Origin of the sequence: Paracoccus gahaiensis, from assembly GCF_005048225.1 — a bacterium.
Lineage (GTDB): Bacteria > Pseudomonadota > Alphaproteobacteria > Rhodobacterales > Rhodobacteraceae > Paracoccus > Paracoccus gahaiensis.
The window spans coordinates 72,246-91,997 of the sequence record NZ_SUNI01000006.1 but is presented as its reverse complement, the minus strand read 5'-3'; the positions used below and the strand labels follow the sequence as shown (position 1 = coordinate 91,997).

The 19,752-nt window shown below is 69.0% G+C and carries 16 protein-coding genes; 6 read left to right on the top strand and 10 right to left on the bottom strand.

Annotation, left to right across the window (positions count from 1 at the left end; all coding sequences use genetic code 11):
* Positions 1-9: 9 nt before the first annotated feature.
* From FA743_RS09200 to FA743_RS09190, 3 genes are all read right to left on the bottom strand, one after another.
* Positions 10-768: a WecB/TagA/CpsF family glycosyltransferase gene (locus tag FA743_RS09200; protein ID WP_342774379.1), complete on the bottom strand. Its 759-nt coding sequence runs from the start codon at positions 766-768 to the stop codon at positions 10-12.
* Positions 765-4,721: a non-ribosomal peptide synthetase gene (locus tag FA743_RS09195; protein WP_169308828.1), complete on the bottom strand. Its 3,957-nt coding sequence runs from the start codon at positions 4,719-4,721 to the stop codon at positions 765-767. Before FA743_RS09195 ends, FA743_RS09200 begins: the two co-directional genes overlap by 4 nt.
* A gap of 201 nt (positions 4,722-4,922) precedes the next feature.
* Positions 4,923-6,197, bottom strand: coding sequence for a glycosyltransferase family 4 protein (locus FA743_RS09190; RefSeq protein WP_136885816.1), 1,275 nt, complete (start codon positions 6,195-6,197; stop codon positions 4,923-4,925).
* A gap of 774 nt (positions 6,198-6,971) precedes the next feature.
* Here FA743_RS09190 and FA743_RS09185 point away from each other — a divergent pair.
* Complete coding sequence (locus FA743_RS09185) at positions 6,972-7,649, top strand: sugar transferase (RefSeq protein ID WP_136885815.1); 678 nt, start codon at positions 6,972-6,974, stop codon at positions 7,647-7,649.
* Here FA743_RS09185 and FA743_RS09180 read toward each other — a convergent pair.
* Complete coding sequence (locus tag FA743_RS09180; protein ID WP_136885814.1) at positions 7,599-7,835, bottom strand: hypothetical protein; 237 nt, start codon at positions 7,833-7,835, stop codon at positions 7,599-7,601. The two genes, FA743_RS09185 and FA743_RS09180, sit on opposite strands and share 51 nt — an antisense overlap.
* 293 nt (positions 7,836-8,128) lie before the next feature.
* Here FA743_RS09180 and FA743_RS09175 point away from each other — a divergent pair, with 293 nt between their 5' ends.
* From FA743_RS09175 to FA743_RS09155, 5 genes are all read left to right on the top strand, one after another.
* Entirely contained in the window at positions 8,129-8,551 is a 423-nt protein-coding gene (locus FA743_RS09175; RefSeq protein ID WP_136885813.1) for a CopG family transcriptional regulator, read from the top strand.
* Position 8,552: 1 nt separating this feature from the next.
* Positions 8,553-9,707 (top strand): extracellular catalytic domain type 1 short-chain-length polyhydroxyalkanoate depolymerase, encoded by a 1,155-nt coding sequence (locus tag FA743_RS09170; protein WP_136885812.1) that lies wholly within the window; start codon positions 8,553-8,555, stop codon positions 9,705-9,707.
* A 242-nt stretch (positions 9,708-9,949) separates the two neighbouring features.
* Complete coding sequence (locus FA743_RS09165; RefSeq protein WP_136885811.1) at positions 9,950-10,993, top strand: fatty acid desaturase; 1,044 nt, start codon at positions 9,950-9,952, stop codon at positions 10,991-10,993.
* A gap of 26 nt (positions 10,994-11,019) precedes the next feature.
* Positions 11,020-11,673: a ceramidase domain-containing protein gene (locus FA743_RS09160; RefSeq protein ID WP_136885810.1), complete on the top strand. Its 654-nt coding sequence runs from the start codon at positions 11,020-11,022 to the stop codon at positions 11,671-11,673.
* The gene (locus tag FA743_RS09155) at positions 11,670-13,055 is read left to right on the top strand and encodes a M20 family metallopeptidase (protein WP_136885809.1); all 1,386 of its coding nucleotides are present in this window, start codon (positions 11,670-11,672) and stop codon (positions 13,053-13,055) included. The genes FA743_RS09160 and FA743_RS09155 overlap by 4 nt, the downstream gene beginning before the upstream one ends.
* On the opposite strand, the gene FA743_RS09150 is transcribed toward FA743_RS09155, so the two are convergent.
* The 6 genes from FA743_RS09150 to bglB all read right to left on the bottom strand — a co-directional run bounded on the left by FA743_RS09150 (position 13,052) and on the right by bglB (position 19,721).
* Entirely contained in the window at positions 13,052-13,807 is a 756-nt protein-coding gene (locus tag FA743_RS09150; RefSeq protein WP_136885808.1) for a DUF2243 domain-containing protein, read from the bottom strand. The two genes, FA743_RS09155 and FA743_RS09150, sit on opposite strands and share 4 nt — an antisense overlap.
* Before the next feature lie 127 nt (positions 13,808-13,934).
* Positions 13,935-15,644, bottom strand: coding sequence for a catalase (locus FA743_RS09145; protein WP_136885807.1), 1,710 nt, complete (start codon positions 15,642-15,644; stop codon positions 13,935-13,937).
* Between the two features lie 148 nt (positions 15,645-15,792).
* Complete coding sequence (locus FA743_RS09140; RefSeq protein WP_136885806.1) at positions 15,793-17,091, bottom strand: TRAP transporter large permease; 1,299 nt, start codon at positions 17,089-17,091, stop codon at positions 15,793-15,795.
* Between the two features lie 3 nt (positions 17,092-17,094).
* Complete coding sequence (locus FA743_RS09135; protein ID WP_136885805.1) at positions 17,095-17,607, bottom strand: TRAP transporter small permease; 513 nt, start codon at positions 17,605-17,607, stop codon at positions 17,095-17,097.
* Positions 17,607-18,572, bottom strand: a complete 966-nt coding sequence (locus FA743_RS09130) for a TRAP transporter substrate-binding protein (protein WP_136885804.1) — start codon at positions 18,570-18,572, stop codon at positions 17,607-17,609. Before FA743_RS09130 ends, FA743_RS09135 begins: the two co-directional genes overlap by 1 nt.
* 30 nt (positions 18,573-18,602) lie before the next feature.
* Positions 18,603-19,721 (bottom strand): beta-galactosidase BglB, encoded by a 1,119-nt coding sequence (bglB, locus tag FA743_RS09125; RefSeq protein ID WP_136885803.1) that lies wholly within the window; start codon positions 19,719-19,721, stop codon positions 18,603-18,605.
* Positions 19,722-19,752: the final 31 nt, after the last annotated feature.

Sequence of the window (19,752 nt, the reverse complement as noted above, 5' to 3'; positions counted from 1 at the left end):
TGGCGGCGCCTAGCGCCGCCGCCGATGCGCCAGCGCGCGCAGCGCATGCCCTGGCAGGATCATCGCCCCGCGCAGATAGCGCGGCCCAAGCCGCATCGGGCTGAGCGAGGCCCGCCACAGCCATTCCATCCGCGCCGCCCGCACAAGGCCCGGCGCGCGCTTCTGGCGCCCGGCGATGAAGTCGATCCCCGCGCCCACCGAGGCGAAGCCCACGTCGGGGCAATGCCTGCGCCCGCGTGCCGCCAGAATCTCCTGCCGGGGCGCGCCCACGGCCAGAAGGCACAGGCCCGCGCCGCTGGCCGCCAGCCGGTCCAGAAGCGCATCGGCCTCGGGGCCCTCGGGATCGAAGGGAAAGCCCGGTGCCGCGACCAGCACGACGCGCAGCCCGGGGATCTTTGCCATCAGCCGATCCGCCGCGATCCGGCCCGATTCTTCGGTGCCCGCGATGATCGCCACCGACCGGTCCTTGCCCGCCGCGACGGTGCAGAGCGCCGCGACCAGATCCGAGCCCGGCACCAGCGACACCGGGGCGCCGCCCAGCTTCGCCAGCCAGACGATCGGGTTCCCATCCGCCACGATCAGGTCATGGCCGGCATAGGCCCGGCGGAACCGGTCGTCCGAGCGCAGCTTTTCCAGATGGTCGACATTCATCGTGGCCAAGGCAAAGCCCCGGCCCTCCTGCAACCGCTCGCCGATGATCGCCAGCAGGCTTTCGACATCGGGCACGGTCAGCGCCACGCGCCCCGTGCCCACCTGAAACTGCATCATCCGTTCCTCCAGGATCCGGGGGCCCTGCCCCGGGAAGATATGTCCGCCGCCGCGGCGGCCTGCGGGTCCGCAGCCTCGGCGGCGGCGATGATCCGGCGCAGATGGCCCGCCAGCGCCTCGACATTGCCGGGCTCGAGAATGGACAGATGCGTACCGGGAAGGTCGTGCAGAGACCAGCCCCCGCGTGCGACCGGTGCCCAGCCCAGGCCGTTGCGCCGTGCCTCGGGCGCGTCCCAGAAGCTGTGATCGGCGCGAAAGACCGCGATCGGGGCGTCGATGGGCACGGGCGCATAGGCCTCGACCGCCAGCACATTGGCCTGGATCACCTGCTCCATGTTCAGCACGCCGGGCGCATCCTCGGGATGGGCGTCGATCTGGGCCTGCGCTTGGGCCTGCGCGCGGCGTTCGCGGCTGTGCTCGCGCAGCGTTTCCACATGCCCCCAGCCAAGCCGACGCAGCTGGCCCAGATGCGCGCGCAGCTTGGCCACGCCGTGGACCGAGGGGCGCCCGCCCGGCCCGGTCGCGTCCAGAATGGCCAGCACCGGCACCTGCCGCCCGGCCTCGGTCAGAAGCCGCGCCAGCTCGAAGGCAAAATAGGAGGCCATCGAGACTGCGATCAGGCAGACCGGCTGGCCCGGCGCATGGGTCTGCAATTCGTCGAAATAGACCCGCGCGGTCGCCCGCACGTCGATCTGGGACAGATCGCCGGGCACGCCCACGGTCAGGCCCCAGACCGGATAATCGGGCCCGAGCGCCGCCGAGAGGGGGCGGAACATCTCTTGGTTGCGGCCCAGCACATGCACGGCGATGACCGGAATATGCGGACCGTCCGGCTGGATGACGACCAGGCTGTCGGGCCGCGCCGGATCGCCCTGCGACAGCCGCGCCAACTCGCGCGGGGTGGCATTGCGCATCAGGTCGGTGGTCTGCAGCCGCAGCCCGCTGCGCGCGGCGACCATGCCCGACAACCGCAGCGCCAGCAGGGAATCCCCGCCCAGATCGTAGAAATCGTCATCGACCGAGACATGGTCATGCTCCAGCAGCTCGGCCATGCAGGCGGCGATGACCCGCGCCAGTTCGTCCAGAGGCGCATGGCCTTCGTCATCCGGCACGGCGCCCGACCGGACCGGATCGGGGCGCGGCAGCGCGCGGCGGTCGATCTTGCCGCTGGCCGTCACCGGCAGGTCCGGGACCGCGATCAGGCGCGGCAGCATGTAGGCGGGCAGTCGCGCGGTCATGTCCCGGGCCACGGTTGCCAGATCGGTGCCAGGCTCGGCCACGACCCAGGCCAGCAGCCGGGCGGGCGGGCCCGCGTCCAGATCGACATGGCTTTCCAGAATGCCCGCCTGACCGTCCAGCACCGATTCGACCTGGCCCAGCTCGATCCGGTGTCCGCGCAGCTTAACCTGCCGATCGCCGCGCCCCAGGAACATCAGCTGCCCCTCGGGCGACCAGGCGGCGCGGTCGCCGCTGCGATAGAGGCGTCCCCCCGCCTGCCAGGGATCGGCGGCAAAGACCGCCTCGGTGCGCTCGGGATCGTTCAGATAGCCGCCGGTGACCGCCGCGCCGCCGATCCACAGCTCGCCCTGCCCGCCCTGCGGGGTCAGCGTGCCATCGGGCGCGCGCAGCAGCAGCCGCGCGTGATCCAGAGGCCGCCCGATGGGCAGCTCGGCGCCCTCGGGCAGATCGCCACCCCGCCAGGCGGCGCAGGTGATGGTGGCCTCGGTCGGGCCATAGGCGTTGAAGAAGCCGATGCCGGGGGCCAGCGCGCGCCACTGCCGATAGGAGGCCGGCGCGATCCGCTCGCTGCCGGTGACCAGCAGGCGCAGGCTGGGGGGCAATTGTGCGGGCGCGGCCTCGCCCAGTTCCGCGACCAGATGGCGCCAATAGCTGGCGGGCAGGTTCAGCACCGTGACGCCGTGCTGCGCCACCAGCTGCCACAGCCCCTCGATCGAGGCCGTGGGCCGGTCGTCACGGGTGACGACCGTGGCGCCGGCCAGCAGCGTCGGCCAGACCTCTTCCAGCATCACGTCGAAGCTGGACGCCGCGAATTGCAGCACCAGGTCCTGCGGCTGCAGGCCGTAGCGGGCGATGACGGCCCCGGCATGGGCGGCCAGCGCGCCGGTCAGCCCGACCACCGCCTTGGGCGTGCCGGTCGAGCCCGAGGTGTGGATCACATAGGCCATCTGGTCGGCCCGGGGCGCCGGACGCTGTGGCGCGCTCTCCGACAGATCGCCGGTGGGCACCACATGCAGCGGCCCCTCCGCCGGCAGACGTGCGGCCAGTGCCGAGCCCTCAGTGGCGATCAGCGCTCGCGCCCCGGTGCTGTCCAGCAGCCCGGCCAGATAGTCCGGTGCCTGCGCCTCGTCCAGCATCAGGAAGGCGGCGCCGGTCTTCAGCACCCCCAGCATCGCCGCGATCTGATCGGTCCCGCGCGGCAGGGCGACGCCCACGACCTGCCCCTCGGCGATGCCGGCGGCGGTCAGCTGATGGGCCAGCGCATTGGCCCGGCGGTCCAGATCGGCAAAGCTGGTCGCCTGTCCGGTGGCGGCCTCGATCACTGCCGGATGATCGCCCCGGGCGGCGGCCACGACCTCGAACCGGGTCGCAAGGCAAGGGGTGGCCTCCTCCGGGGCCTGATCGGGCGAGCCCAAGGCCAGCAGATCCGCCGTCTCATCGGGGCCGAGCATGTCCAGATCCGACAGGGGCGTTCGGGGATCGGCGCGGCCCATCGCCTGAAGCAGCCGGGCCAGATGGTCCAGCAGGCGCGCGCCCATGTCGCCCGAGAGGCGGGAGGGGTCGTATTCGATCTCCAGCAGCAGGCCATCATCGCCGCCGGCATCGCCCCGCACTGCGTCATGGACCGCGACGGTGACCAGCGCGGTGCCTTCCTCCAGCAACTGGACATTCGTCCAGCCGCAGCCCCGTTGGGCCAGCCGTGCGGCCAGCGTGCCGCGCTGATACATCACCACCGTGTCGAAGAGCTGCTCGGCGCCGCTGCGCCCGGCATGGCGGCGGATCTCGGTCTGGCTGGCCCCGGCATGGGGGCGCAGCCGCAGGGTCAGGTCGCGCATCCGGGACAGCGCCGCACCCAGGTCGGGCACATCGTCCAGCCGCACCTGCATCGGCAGGGTGGCCACCAGACAGCCCACGACCTCGGCCATCTGCGCGCCGGGACGACCGGATTCGACCAGCCCGAAGGCTGCGCCCGACCGTCCGGTCCAGCGTGCCAGGACCAGCGCCCAGGCCAGCTGCACGGCATTGAGAACGGTGGCTCCGCTGGCCCCCACAGCCGCGCGCAGATCCCGCGCGGCGGCGGCGGGCAGCACATGGGCCAACTGCGCCATGCGGGCCTGCCCCTGTGCCGCGCGGGCGGGCAAGGGCGAGGCCAGCTCGGCATCGGCCAGCATCGGCGCAAAGACCGCCTGCGCCGCCGCCCGGTCCAGCCGGCGATGCGCCAGGGCGGCGGAAAAATCCCCGGCGGAGGGGTGCGGCTCCGGGGATGGGCCGTTCAGCAGGGACCACAGCTCGATCATCACGACCTCGATCCCGGTGCCGTCGATCAGCGCATGGTGGATGGTCCACAAGAGCCGCGCCCGGCCCGCCCCCAGATCCAGGCGTGTCACCCGCCACGAAGGCGCCTGTGCCGGGTCCGCCCCCGCATCGCGGTCGGCGCGCAGCAGCGCCTCCATCGCGCGATGCTGGGCTGCGGCGTCGGTGTTGGACAGGTTGTGAAGGCGCAGATCGACCGCGGGGCGATCCATGACCATCCGCCGCGTCTCGCCCGACGCGTCGGCGCGCAGGACGGTGCGCAGGGTCTCGTGGCGCAGGGCAAGGGCGGTCAGCGCGGCCTCCAGCCGCCGGGGCTCCAGCAGATCCGCGGGGGCGTCGGCGAGGATCTGTTCGACATGGGCCCAGGGGTGGCCGGACAGGGTCGGCAGAAGGAAACCCAATTGGCTGTCGGTGGCGGGTCCTTGATCGTGGAGGTCGTCCCTCGGGGCCCGTGGGGCAGGACGTGTCTGTGTCATCTGGCTGTGCCTTACCCGCGCTTGTCTCAGGCTAAACGCTCTGGTCCGCCGAAAGTTCGGCCTGCCAGCCCGTTGCAGAGCTGTCAAGGCCCACAACCTGTGGCAGATCGGGGCGGGCCTGCCGGGTCAGGCAGCCTGCAGATCGGGGATTGCGGCATAGAGGGCCAGAATGCGCGAGGCCTTCGCGTCCCAGGTGAAATCGGCCAGCGCCGTGCGCCGCGCCGCCTGCGCCTTGGCGGGCAGGCCCGAGGGGTCGGCGGCCACCGCCTCCAGCGCCGCGCGGAAGGACGCGATGATGCGGGGGCGCGGACCCACGGGGATCAGATAGCCCGTCTCTCCGGTCACCAGCTCGCCCGGACCGGCATAATCGACGACCATCGGCACCACGCCAAGCGCCATGGCCTCCAGCACCACGCCGCCGCCGAATTCGCGGATCGAGGGGAAGGTCATCAGGTTCGCCTGCGCCAGCACCGGCTGGACCTGATCATGGGGCAGATGGCCGTGGAAGGTGACCGCATCGGAAACCTGTAGCCGCTCGGCCTGCGCGCGCAGCTCCTCGGCCATCGGCCCGTCGCCGATCATGTCCAGCACCAGCTTGCCGTCGCGCATCAGCGGCGCCGCCGCCTCCAGCAGCATGTCGGGGCCCTTGTAGGGCACCAGCCGACCCAGGAAGCAAGCGCGCAGCGGGCCGGACAGATCCTGCGGCGCGGTCAGGTTGAAGCGGGCCGGGTCGATGGCGTTCTCGGGCAGCCAGACGGTCTTGTACTGATGCGCGACCGGGATCTCTCCGGCGGTGTGGCGCGATCCGGCGATGATCAGCGACGAGGACCGCAGCATCTTGCGATGCGCCGGGTTCGCCTTGTAGGCGCCGCGCACATAGGACAGCCATTCGCGCTCGCGCCGCCGTTCGGCATCGAAGCCCTTGGGCCAAGGCACGCCGCCGTTCAGCGGACCCAGCACGAAGGGCACCTTGGCCGCCGCCACCCGGGGCGCCAGCGACGAGGCGATGGTCGGCGACAGCGGCGTGATCCGATGCACCACGTCGAACTCTCCGGCCTGGATGCGGGCGCCGAATTTCTTCCAGACCAGGCGTTCGAAATAGGGATAGCTGAGCGCGGCGATCGCGGTGACCATCGTCCAGCCCTTGCCGCTGCCCATGCGCAGCAGGCTGGCCAGGCGGTAGAGGGGCCCGGCCACGGCCTCGCTGTCGATGGCGGTGAAATCCTGACCCTCGACCAGCCCGGCGCGCAGGAAGGCGTCGCGGTTGCGGGTCTGGGTGACGATATGCACATGGGCCTGCCGGCGCAGCGCTTGGGCCAGCGACCAGCCGACCAGCGGGACCGACACCCATTCGGGATTTGCCGCCTCGGCAATGATCAGGACACGCGGGCGATGCGGCATGCAGGACAACCTTACTGTGAACAACTGAACGGGACGGTAACTCAGCTTTTTCCGCGAGGCCATGCCATTTTGCCCAAGCCCGCGCCGGGACGCGACCGCCGCCGCCGCGACTCGCGTCTGACCCGTTCCCCACCATCCGCCCTGCAACCTGAGAGAGCATGATGCTGTATATGTCTGAATTTGCTCGGCATGTTTTTGCTGAACGACCGCCTCGGCCTGCAGGTTCCCGCCGTCGCGCGGTCCCGTCGCAAGAAGGGATCTTCCCCTCCGGCATTTCTGGAGTAGGAACCGCTGAACGGACAGCTCGGCACGCCACCCAAGGGGACCCGAGGCGCAGGGACCCCTTGAAGACGACCTCTGCTTTGGACCGGCAGATGTCGTCGCTTCGGGCGTCCGACCACGCGGGGCGTGCGATTCGAGGATGCCACCCGGCCCGGGGCGGCAGGCCGCGCAACCGGGTCGCGCAACCGGAAGGACATCGCCCCATGTCCGACGGCAGGACGCCACCAATGGGTAAGCCAACCGCGTCGCGACCATGCGGGGCAGGGTGAAATGCAGACAGGGGCCGATCTGGCGGCCCGGCCCGCCAAGGGCAAGACCGACAGGGACGCCGATCCGGAAACCGCGATATTCAAACCAAACTTCTCTTTTTAGACAACTATCAATGACAGATCGGCACCGGTAGACAGAACCCGTTGCCGATCACTGGGACATGGTCGGTCTTGATCTTGAAAACGTGGTCTTTTTTCCTGGTTCCAAGGCCGGAGTTGTCACATGGCTCACCACAACGACGCTGGAAACGGCCTGACCTCGGATCCGGCGCTCGACCTGTCGCTTGATACCCAAGGGATTTACGTCCAGGGGGGCAAGCGCCTGCTGGACACCGTCCTGATCCTCCTCGCCCTGCCGATCCTGCTGCCCTTCCTGGTGGTGGTGGCGCTGGCGGTGATGGTCGACGGGCGCTCGCCCTTCTACGTGCAGGAGCGGCTCGGCCGGGCGTGGAAGCCCTTCCGGATGTACAAGTTCCGCACGATGAAGCCGGGGGCCGATGCCCTGCTGGCGGCCTATCTGCACGAGAACCCCGCCGCGCGCATCGAGTGGGACCATCACCAGAAGCTGCGCGAGGATCCCCGCATCACCCGCGTGGGCCGGATCCTGCGCAAGACCTCGCTGGACGAGCTGCCGCAGCTGCTGAACGTGCTGCGCGGCCAGATGAGCCTGGTGGGCCCCCGCCCGATGATGACCGAGCAGCGGTCGATGTATCCCGGCTTCTACTATGCGCTGCACCGTCCCGGCCTGACCGGGCTGTGGCAGGTGTCCGAGCGCAACGGCACCACCTTTGCGGCGCGGTCGGTCTATGACCAGCGTTATTGCGAGGAGGTCAGCCTATCCATGGACCTGTCACTGATTGTACGGACCTTCCGGATTGTGCTGCGCGCGACCGGCTGCTAGCCGGTCACTCCGCCGGGCCAGACGGTCGCGCAGGGCGCTGACCGTCGCCAGCACGATCATGGATGCCACGCCCCCGCCGACATAACCGATCAGGAATGCATTGAGCAGACCGACGCCGTTCAGGGCCATTGCCAGCATGGCGACGATGCCCACGAGGACGGATATTCCGATCATTCCAACAAGCATCGCGCGCGCCTCCCAAGCCTCTCCGTTGTGGACTTTATCCCTCGGTTGTCAATCGAGAAAAAGGCTGAATTGACTGATTTGCACATCATGTAGAACAAATGGTTCGGATGGCGCCCGATGGTTGCGCAGCTGGCGCCTGATCCATGACTGTGACGCGTGACGGACCCGCCGGTTCCGCCGCACCCCCCTGGGGGCTTGGACGCCATGCCGAAGCGCTGTCGCCCGACTCACAAAGATCAAGTCGTAAACCCTCCGTGAGACATCCATATGGATGGTAGACAGAGGAACACACCATGGCATCCCCATCTCCGGCCCGCACGGCCGATACCGAAAAGATCACCATCAACCTGGGCTTCGTCGATCTGGGACGGATCGACCTTCTGGTGCGCGAGGGCTTCTATGCCAGCCGCAGCGACCTGATCCGCACCGCGATCCGTGCGCAGCTGGACCGCCATGACACGGCGGTGGCGCCCACCATCATCCGCGACGATTTCGTCATGGGCCTGCGCGACGTCACCCTGGCCGAGCTGCAGGGCCTGAAGGCGGCCAACCAGATGCTGGACCTGCGGGTGATCGGGCTGGCCCGCTTTGCCCGCGACATCCCCGCCGAGCTTGTCACACAAACGATCCGGACCATCGAGGTTCTGGGAACCCTCCAGGCGGATGCGGGGGTCAAGTCGGCCCTCGACGCCTGCCGCCCGAGAAAAGGACTGTAAGATGACCAAACCGATCCAGATGAACATGACCGAGATCACCCGCCTGATGCGCGCGGGCCAATTGTCCGAGGCGACGCAGATGATCCAGTCGGGCCTCGGCTCGGCCGGAATCGGCGGGACGCCGGATGCGGCACCCGGTGCCGGTGCGGGCGCAAGCGCCCCGGAACTGCCCGACATGCAGGCATTGCTGAGCAACCTTCGCCTGCCCGGCATGGGCGAGGGCGGGCTCAAGGGCGGCTTGCCCGGTGGTCTGGCGGGCGGCCTGACCGGTGGCTTCGGTGCCGGCCTGCCGGGCGCCCGCGCCTCGGGCCCGGCCCCCACCCTGCCCGAGGGCGCCCAGTGGACCTGGCGCCGCCACCAGGCCGCCGGAGAATCGCGCGACCTGCGCCTCTATGTCCCCGCCTCACTGGCGGGCGGACCTGCGGCGGGGCTCTTGCTGCTCTTGCATGGCTGCACGCAGGATCCCGATGATTTCGCGCGCGGCACCGGCATCCTCGAGGCCGCCGAGCAGCACCGCATCATCGTCATCGCCCCCACGCAGCCGTCGCAGGCCAACATGAACCGTTGCTGGAACTGGTTCGAGGCCCGCCATGGCGCCAAGGACAGCGGAGAGGCCGCCTTCCTGGCCGACCTGACCCGCAGCATCGCGCATGAATTCGAGGTGCCGCCCGATCTGCGCTTTGCGGCGGGCCTGTCGGCGGGGGGCGCGATGGCCGTGACCCTGGGCGCGGTCTTCGCCGAGGATTTCGGCGCGGTGGCCTGCCATTCGGGCCTTCCGAACGGCGCCGCCCGCGACATGTCGGGGGCGTTCCAGGCCATGTCGCAGGGCGGCTCGGACCGGGGCACCGGGGTCGGCTGCCGGCTGTTCGTGCTGCACGGATCGACCGATACGACCGTCTCGCCCCGGAATGGCGATGCGGTCCTGTCCCAGGCCCTGCACCGGCAGGAGGGCCTGCAACGCCGCGCCGCCGATGCGAAACTGGACGGACGCGCCGTCCAGATCGGCCGCTATCGCGATGCCAAGGGCGAGCTGCGGATCGAAAGCTGGCGCGTCGAGGGGCTGGGCCATGCCTGGTCCGGCGGCAATCCGCAGGGCAGCCACACCGCGGCCGGCCCCTCGGCCACGCAGGCGATGCTCAAGTTCTTCCTGGGCTGAGGCGGATCGGGGCCCCCGCCGGGGCCTCGAAAATCCTTCGATTTTTTCCCAACCGCGTCCTGCCCCGGCCTCGGTCGTTGACAAAGGCCGGGCGCATCGGCCAGATCTTCGGACCGGGGGGCGATGACACCTGCGTGAGGGTGGGCCCCGCGACACTGACACACGAAACGGGCCATAGTCGGCACCGGCCATTCCGTGTTATCCAACGCTCTCCGGCTCTGGAAAGGCATAAGGCGCTGAACATGACCAACACGAACCAGGCTGCGCCCTCCCCGTCCGCGCCGCGCCAGGCCAAGGAATGGGTGCAGATCCTGGCGAAATATCGCGAACCCTCGACCCGCCGCAGCGTGTTCGAGCTGGTCGTGACGATTCTGCCCTTCCTGGCGCTCTGGGCGCTGGCCTGGGCCACGCTGTCCGTCAGCTGGCTGCTGGCGGTGGCGATCGCCATGATCAACGGGCTGTTCCTGGTGCGGATCTTCTGCATCCAGCACGATTGCGGCCATGCCTCGTTCTTCAAGAGCCGCAAGGTCCAGGACTGGATCGGGCGGGGCCTCGGCGTGCTGACGCTGACCCCCTATGATGTCTGGCGCCGGACCCATTCGCTGCACCATGCCCAGCACGGCAATCTGGACGAGCGCGGCATCGGCGACGTGATGACCCTCACGGTCGAGGAATACCGCAGCCGCACCCGGTGGGGGCGGTTCCTCTATCGGCTCTATCGCCACCCGGTCGTGCTGTTCATCCTGGGCCCCAGCTATCTGTTCCTGCTGCAGAACCGCCTGCCCCTGGGGCTGATGCGCGCGGGATGGAAGTTCTGGGCCTCGGCGCTTGGCACCAATCTGGCGCTGGCGGTGATCCTGGGCCTCATGATCTGGCTGGCCGGGCCCGCGCCCGTGCTGCTGATCTTCCTGCCGACCACGGTCGTGGCGGGCACGCTTGGGGTCTGGCTGTTCTACGTCCAGCACCAGTTCGAGGAGACGCATTGGGCCCAGCCCCCCGACTGGCAGCTGCATCACGCGGCGCTGGCCGGGTCGTCGCATTACATCCTGCCCCAGCCCTTGCGCTGGCTGACGGCGAATATCGGCGTGCATCACGTCCACCACCTCTACAGCCGCATCCCCTTCTATCGCCTGCCGGAGATCCTGCGCGACCATGCCGAGCTGGCGCAGGCGCAGCGGCTGACGCTTGGCGAAAGCCTGCGCTCGGTCAACCTGCATCTGTGGGACGAGAAGCTGGGCCGGCTGATGTCCTTCCGCGAGGCGCGCACCCGCTACGGCGCCGCCTGAGGACCTGACCGGAGGGCCGTGACGCGATGGACTGGCTGGCCCCCATCGACGCCTATTGCGAGCGCACCGGCCCGGACTACTGGTCCGAGCCGGTCAACGCGCTGACCAACCTCGCCTTCCTCATCGCCGCGCTGATCATGGCCCGCCGCCTGCGCGGGCCGGGCATGGCGATGGGCCGGGCGCTGGCCGGGGTGCTGTTCGTCATCGGCATCGGGTCCTGGCTGTTTCACACCCATGCGAACGGCCTGACCTCGCTGATGGACGTGCTGCCGATCCTGGGCTTCATCCTGATCTATGTCTTTGCCGCGACGCGCGATTTCCTGGGTGCCCGGCCTTGGGTCGCGGGGTTGGTGACACTGGCCTTCCTGCCCTATGCGGCGCTGACGGTGCCGATCTTCTCGATGGTGCCGGGCCTGGGGTCCTCGGCGGGCTATGCGCCGGTGCCGCTGCTGATCGCGATCTATGCGCTGATCCTGCGCCACCGCGATCCCGCCACCGCGCGGGGGCTGGCGATCGGGGCGGGGGTGCTGGTCGTCTCGCTGACCTTCCGCACGCTGGACCAGCCCCTGTGTCAGGTCTTCCCGCTTGGCACCCACCCGATGTGGCACATCCTGAACGCCGTCATGCTGGGCTGGATGATCGAGGTCTGGCGCCACCACCGTCTGAGGACCTTGTCATGACCGACCGCGCCGCCGCCCTGGACCGCATCGCCGCCTATGCCGACCAGGGCGGGTTCCGCAGCGATCTGGCGGCTTTGGTCGCCCGCCCGACCGAAAGCCAGGACCCACGCGGCGCCCCGCATCTGCGCGCCTACCTGACCGAGGCGATGACGCCGATGCTGCAGGCGATGGGCTTTGCCTGTCAGGTCTTCGACAATCCCGTGCCCGGCGCGGGCCCCCTGCTGGTGGCCGAACGGATCGAGGATCCGGCCCTGCCCACCGTCCTGACCTATGGCCATGGCGACGTGGTGCGCGCGCAGGAGGATCGCTGGCGCCCGGGCCTGCAGCCCTTCGTGCTGACCGCCCAAGGCGACCGCCTTTATGGCCGGGGCAGCGCCGACAACAAGGCGCAGCACCTGATCAACCTGCGCGCGATGGGCGCGGTGATCGCCGAACGGGGCGCCCTCGGCTTCAACGCCAAGGTCCTGATCGAGACGGGCGAGGAAATCGGCTCGCCCGGCCTGCGGGCCTTCTGCGAGGCGCAGCGCGACCGGCTGGCGGCGGATGTGCTGATCGCCTCGGACGGGCCGCGCCTGTCGCCCGCGCGGTCCACGATCTTCACCGGGTCGCGCGGCGGGGCCAGCTTCGATCTGCGGGTGGACCTGCGCGAGGGCGCCAACCATTCGGGCAATTTCGGCGGGCTGCTGGCCGATCCGGCGATCATCCTGGCCCATGCGCTGGCCTCGATCACCGACCGGCGCGGGCGGATCGCGGTGCCCGAATGGCGCCCCGACAGCCTGACGCCGCGCATCCGGCAGGTGCTGGCCGCCCTGCCCGACCCCGATACCGGCATCCCGCTGGACGCCGAGTGGGGCGAGGAGGACCAGAGCCTGGCCGAGCGGGTCTTCGGCTGGAACAGCTTTGCGGTGCTGGCGATGGTCGCGGGCATCCCCGAGGCACCGGTGAATGCCATCGCCGGATGGGCGCGGGCGACCTGCCAGCTGCGCTTCGTGGTGGGCACCGATCCCGGCGACATCCTGCCCGCTCTGCGCCGCCATCTGGACCGGCATGGCTTCCAAGCCGTGACGATCACCGCGCCCGAGAACGGCTCCTTCCCCGCCACCCGTCTGGACCCCGACCACCCCTGGGTGCGCTTTGCCGCGGCCTCGCTGCAGCGCACGACCGGCGAGGCGCCGCATCTGCTGCCGAACCTCGGCGGCTCGCTGCCCAATGACTGCTTTGCCGAGGTGCTGGGCCTGCCGACCCTCTGGGTGCCGCATTCCTATGCGGGCTGCAGCCAGCACGCCCCGGACGAGCATGTGCTGATGCCCCTGTTACGTCAGGCGCTGATCGCGATGACCGGCCTCTACTGGGACATCGCCGAGACGGGCGGCCCGGCCTAGGCCTCGGTCCAACTGAAGCAGCCCGCCGGCAGCCCCGATCCCGCGACCAGCAGCGCGCCTTGGCGGTAAAGCCGCCAGCCCTGCCCGCCGGGCAGCGCGACGATGGCGATGCCGCCCGCGCCGTCCTGCCAGACGACCTCGGCCCCGGCGTCTGCCAGCCGCGCCTGCATCTGGTCCTCGGTCACGTCGGCGCGAAAGACCACCGCCGTCAGCGGCATCCCCGGCGGCGGCACCAGCCCCCAGGCCCCGAGGCCCCCGGTCAGCAGGACCAGCGCGGCCATGGTCCCCGAGGGCAGCCTGCCGTTGCCGCCCCCGCCGCGCCGAGCCACCGCCCACCCGGCCAACACCGGCAGCAGCCCGAAGGCCACCAGCCAGCCCAGATCCCAGGCCAGCGGATAGGTCGCGTCCAGCTTGACCCGGTGGATCCCCAGCACCCAATGCGACAGGATCGTGTCCAGCACATGCCACGCGCCAAAGCCCATCAGGATCGGCGCCCACAACCGCGCCCGAGGGTCCTGCCCGATCCGCGCCCGGCCCCGCCAGATGGCGACCAGCCCGATCAGCGCCAGCCCATACATGCCCGCGTGGAAGTACCCGTCCCACAGCACTTGGGCGCGCAGGTCGTCGATCCCGGGCACGAGGCTCAGCAGATGATGCCATTGCAGGATCTGGTGCAGCAGGATGCCGTCGAAGAACCCGCCAAGCGCGACGCCCAAGGTGCCCGCCGCCAACCCGTTGCTCCATGATCCCATGCGCCTGTCCCCCGCGCGGCGCCGTGCCGCGCATCGTCAACCGCCTTGCGTCAGTGATGTTCCCGCATGGCAAGGCGCCTGCCCCCTTGCGGGGACAGGCGCCAAGACCGTGCGACAGGATCGCGGCTTACTGCGCGGCGATCTTGTGCGTCTCGGGCAGCGATCCGGCCAGCACCTCGTCGGCCTTGGCCGCCCGGTTCTCGACCGAGCCGGTCCACTGGCCCCAAGGCGCGCCGTCGACCCGGTCGCCATTGGCGCCCAGCTTCTGCAACCGGCGCTGGTCCTCGTCGGTCAGCACCTGACCCTCCAGCGGGGCCATGCCGCTGACATCGGCGACGGACAGGCCGATCGCCTCGCCCACGCGCGTGCCGTAATCGTCATGGACCATCAGGAAATGCCAGATCATGCGCTGCTGCACATCGGCCTCGCATTGAGCCAGCAGCTCGCCCATGGTCTTGACCAGATCGTCGCGCTCCCAGTCCATCATCGTGCAATAGCGGGCGCGCGCCTGCACATAGTCGTTGCGGCGCTCGATGACGCTGCGGGTCAGGCGGCCGGTGATCTCGGGGCTGTTCGAGGGCAGCCGTTCGCCCTCGCGCAGCCCGTCATGGATCGAGGGCTCGTAATTGACCGAGGGGTTCTGCCCCGGCGCCGAGTCGCGATAGAAGGACATCTGCCCGCCCGACTGGTTCGTGGCCACCGCCGCGCCCTTGGGCTGGTTCACCGGCAGCTGCAGATAGTTCGTGCCGACCCGGTGGCGCTGCGTGTCGGAGTACGAGAACGTCCGACCCACCAGCATCTTGTCATCCGAAAAATCCAGACCGTCCACCAGCACGCCCGTGCCCATGGCGATCTGCTCGTTCTCGTTGAAGAAGTCCTGCACGTTGCGGTTCAGCGTCATCGTGCCGACATGACGCAGCGGGAAATCGTCCTCGGGCCAGATCTTGGTGTCGTCCAGCGGATCCCAGTCCAGCTCGGGATGGTCGTGATCGTCCATCACCTGCACGAACATGTCCCATTGCGGGAAATTGCCCATCTCGATGGCGGTGAACAGGTCCTTGGAGGCCGAGCCCAGGTCCTGCCCCTGCACCTTGGCGGCTTCCTCGCCGGTCAGGCAGGCCACGCCCTGGCGCGGGTGGAAGTGATACTTGACCAGCACCGGATCGCCCGCCGCATTCACCATCTTGTAGGTGTTCACGCCGAACCCCTCCATGTGGCGATAGCTGGCCGGGATGCCGCGCGGGCTGAACAGATGCGTCAGCATGTGCATGGACTCGGGCGTCTGGCTCATGAAGTCGAAGATGCGGTTGGGTTCCTGGCGGAAGCTGACCGGATCGGGCTTGAGCGAATGGATCACGTCGGGAAACTTGATCGCATCGCGGATGAAGAACACCGGCAGGTTGTTGCCCACCAGATCCCAGTTGCCGTCCTCAGTATAGAACTTGACCGCGAAGCCGCGCGGATCGCGGGCGGTTTCCGAGGAATCGCGCCCGCCGATCACGGTCGAGAAGCGGATCGCCAGCGGCGTCTTCGTCCCCTTGGTCTGGAACAGCTTGGCACGGGTATAGGTGCTGGCGGGCTCGTCGCCGATCATGCCCGTCGCCTCGAATTCGCCATAGCAGACGAAGCCGCGTGCATGAACGACCCGCTCGGGGATCCGCTCGCGGTCGAAATGCGAGATCTTCTCCAGGAACTGATAGTTTTCCAGCGTGGCGGGGCCGCGGCTGCCCACGGTGCGCTGCGACTGGTTGTCGGTGACCGTGTGGCCCTGACGGTTGGTCAGCGTGCCGTCGCGGCGGGCGGCGGGGCGGGTGCCCTGGTTGTCATGATCTGTCATGGGGATGCATCCTTCTGCAGGGTCGGCTCCGGGCGCCCGTCCGGGCACCGCAGGGGACGGCGCGCAGATGCCCGCCGATCCAATGTTCGACCCGCCCAACCCGCAAGACGTGATTATGTTTCACACCGGCGCGTTCAGTCCCGCTGCGTCACAGCCCGAAATGGCGGGGCAGCCACATGGTCAGCGCCGGCACATAGGTCACCACCAGCAGCGTCGCCAGCAGCAGCAGGTAGAACGGCCCGAGCGCGCGGACGGCGGTTTCCACCTTCACCTTCGCCACCCCCGCGCCCACGAAGAGGCCCGTCCCCACCGGGGGCGTGATCGTGCCGATCGCCAGGTTGAAGATCATGATGACCCCGAAATGCACCGGGTCGTATCCGACCTTCTGCGCGATGGGCAGCAGGATCGGCGTGAAGATCAGGATCGCCGGGCCCATGTCCATGAAGCAGCCCACCACCAGCAGCAGCAGGTTGATGATCAGCATGACCATCACCGGATCCTCGGAGATCGCCAGGATGATCGAGGTGACCGCCGCCGGGATCCCCGTGAAGGCCATCGCGAAGCTGAGCGCGGCCGAGGCCGCCAGCAGCAGCATGATCGCCCCGGTCATCTGCACCGTCTCGATCAGGAAGCCCGGCAGCGCGCGCAGGGGCACGGTCCGGTGGATCACGAAGGCCAGGAGCATGGTATAGATGACGGCGATGCCCGAGGCCTCGACCGCCGTGACGATGCCCGCCATGATCCCGCCGATGATCAGCACGATCAGCATCAGGCTGGGGATCGCGCGGCCCACCACGCCCACAGCCTCTCGGGCGCTGATGCCCCGGGCCACCGGCCAGCCGCGCCGCCGCGCGATGATCCCGGTCAGGATCATCATGCCGACCCCCCACAGCGCCCCCGCCACCGCCCCGCCCATGAAGAGCGCGCTGATCGAGGCGCCCCCCGCCACCAGCGAATAGATGATGAAGGCGGTCGAGGGCGGGATCAGCATCCCCGTGGGCGCGGATGCGATATTGACGGCGGCCGCGAAGCCCGGGTCATAGCCCTCGCGCTTCTGCATGGGCACCATGACGCCGCCGATGGAGGTGGAGGCCGCGATGGCCGACCCCGAGATCGCGCCGAACAGCATGTTGCCCGCGATGTTGGTCTGGGCCAGCGATCCCGGGATGCGCCCCGCGATCAGCTTGGCGAAATCGACCAGACGGATGGCGATGCCGCCCGAATTCATGATGACGCCCGACAGGATGAAGAAGGGCACCGCCAGCAGGGTGAAGCTGTCGAGGCTGGCCAGCATCTTCTGCGCCGCCGTGAACAGCGCCATGTCGAAGGGCAGGACCAGCAGCACCGCCGCGATGGCCGCCGCCGTGATCGACAGCGCCAGGGGGATGCCAAGCGCGGTCAGCACCGCGAAGACCGAGATCAGGATCAGGCTGGCGGGTCCGGCCATGGTCTATTCTCCCATCATCTCGGCCTGCGCCTCGGCGTCCAGATGCCGGGTCCGCCCCCGCATCAGATCGCCCAGGTTCAGCAGCGCATAGGCGATCATCAGCCCGCCGCTGACCGGCAGCGACAGATAGACCCAGCTCATCGGAATGCGCATCACCGCGCTGGTCTGCCGGGCGGCGATGTTGACGCCCTTCATGCCGCCCCAGATCAGCACGATGCCCGCGAAGGCGACGAAGGCCACCGCGACCAGCGCGTCCAGCCGCAGCCGCCCGCGCGGGGCCAGCCGGTCGCGCAGCATGTCGACGCTCATATGCGCGCCGCGCCCGGTGGCATAGGCCGCCCCCAGCAGCGACATCCAGATGACCCCGTAGCGCAGGATCTCCTCGGTCACCGACGAGGGCGCGTTCAGCGCATAGCGGCTGAAGACCTGCCAGACCAGGACGGCCACCAGCACCAGCAGAAGGCCGCAGCACAGGCTGCCCAAGGCAAGGTCCAGCCCGCGCCGCAGCCGGTCCATCAGGCCCCCCCGGCCGCGCGGATCTGGTCCACGACGGCGGCATTGCCTTCGTCCAGCTCGTCATACATCGGCGCCACCGCCTCGCGGAACGGCGCCAGGTCGGGCTCGTGGAACTGCACGTCGAACTGCTCGCGCGCCTCGGTGGCGGCGGCCTCGACGGCGGCGTCCCACACGGTCTTGTGGAAGGCGGTGGATTCGGCGGCGGCCTCGGTCACGGCGGTGCGGTGCGCCTCGGACAGGCGGTCCATCGTGGCGGTGCCGATCAGCAGGATGTCGGGAATGCGGGTATGCCCGTCATAGCTGTAATGCTTGGCGACCTCGGCATGGCGCGCGATGGTCAGGGCGAACTCGTTGTTCTCGGCCCCGTCCAGCACGCCCTGCTGCAGCGAGGTATAGACCTCGGCCTGCCCCATCGCCACCGGCGTGGCGCCCAGCAGTTCGGTCATGCGGATCGCGGTCGGGCTTTGCAGCACGCGGATCTTGAGGCCGGCCAGATCCTCGACCGACTGGACCGGCGTGGTCGAGGTATAGAAATTCCGCGCCCCCGAATTGTAGTATGTCAGCCCCAGGAACCCCAGATCGGCGGTCGACCGATAGATCGGGTCCATGATCGCGCCGTCATCCATGACCGCATAGAAATGGTCCTGATCGTCGAACAGATAGGGCATCGGAAACACCCCATAGACCGGCGCGAAGCTTTCCAGCAGCCCGCCCGAGACCTTGGTCACGTCCAGCGCGCCGCCCTGCACCATCTCGACCATCTCGCGCTCGCCGCCCAACTGGCCGTCGGGGAAGAACTGCACGGTCACCTCACCGCCGGTCTTCTCAGAGACCAGATCGGCGAAAGTCTGCATCGCCTCGACGGTGGGCGTGGCGTTCTGGGCATAGCCGAAACGCAGCGTCTCGGCCTGCGCGGCGGTCGTCAGCATCACGGCCAGCGCGGTCATCGGGATCATGCGGGTCATCAGGGTCTCCTCCTCCAAGGACAGGCGCGGTCAGATATAGCCGCGCAGATATTCGGCCAGCGCCAGCATCGCCATCGCCTGCCCATAGGGCATCGAGGTCTGCGGAATCCGGCGGTAATAGTCCAGATCGTGGCCCATGGCGGTGCCGAAGGACACGTTCTGCAATTCGCCCGCGGGCGAGATGTTGTCGATCACCGCCCTGATGGCGCGCTCGGCCACCGGCGCGTAGTCGGCGGGCAGATAGCGGCGGCGCACGCCCTTGAGCAGCCCATAGGCGAAGCCGGCGGTGGCCGAGGTCTCCAGATAGCTGCCCTTGTCATCCAGCAGCGTATGCCACAGCCCGCTGTCATGCTGCGTGGCCTTCAGCGCGGCGGCCTGCCGGGAGAACAGCGACAGCAGGTGCCGGCGCGTCGGGTCGCCCTCGGGCAGGTTCAGAAGCTCGATGAATTCCGGGATGACGATGGTGATCCAGCTGTTGCCCCGCGCCCAGAGCGCGCGGGCGAAGTTGTGATCGCCCTCGAAGGTCCAGCCGTGGAACCACAGTCCGCTGGACGTGTCGGCCAGATACTGCGCGTGCAGCAGGAACTGGTACTTGGCCTCGTCCACATACTGCGGACGGTCCAGCACCAGCCCGATCTTGGCCAGCGGCATGACCGACATCATCAGCGTGTCGTCCCACAGCTGCTGGTCGTTCACGCTGTTGTAGACGATGTGCTGCAGGCCGCCCTCGCGGGTGCGCGGCATCTCGTGCATGACCCATTCGGCCCAGGCATCCAGATAGGGCAGCCACATCGGATTGCGGTCGCGCTCGTACAGATGCGCCAGCGTAAGGAAGGGCGCGACGGTGTTGATGTTCTTGGTGGGCGTGCCCTCGGCCAGCCGCGCGTCGAACCAGTCGCGGATGATGCCCATCGCGTGATCGCTGCCGGTCAGCTGCCAGTATTGCAGCAGCCCGTAGAGCCCGATGCCATGGGTCCATTCCCAGCCTGCCCAGCCCTTCGTGTCGATCACGCGGCCATCCTCCAGCCGCAGCAGGAACTCGCCCGTCTCGTCGGTGATGTTGACCAGATTGTCGGCCAGACGCTCGATCAGGCCCCCGACCTCGGCGCGCGAGATGAAGCGGTCTTTCTGGCGCAGCAGCGGATGCATGGTCGAGTCTCCCTTCGATATTTTCGGAACG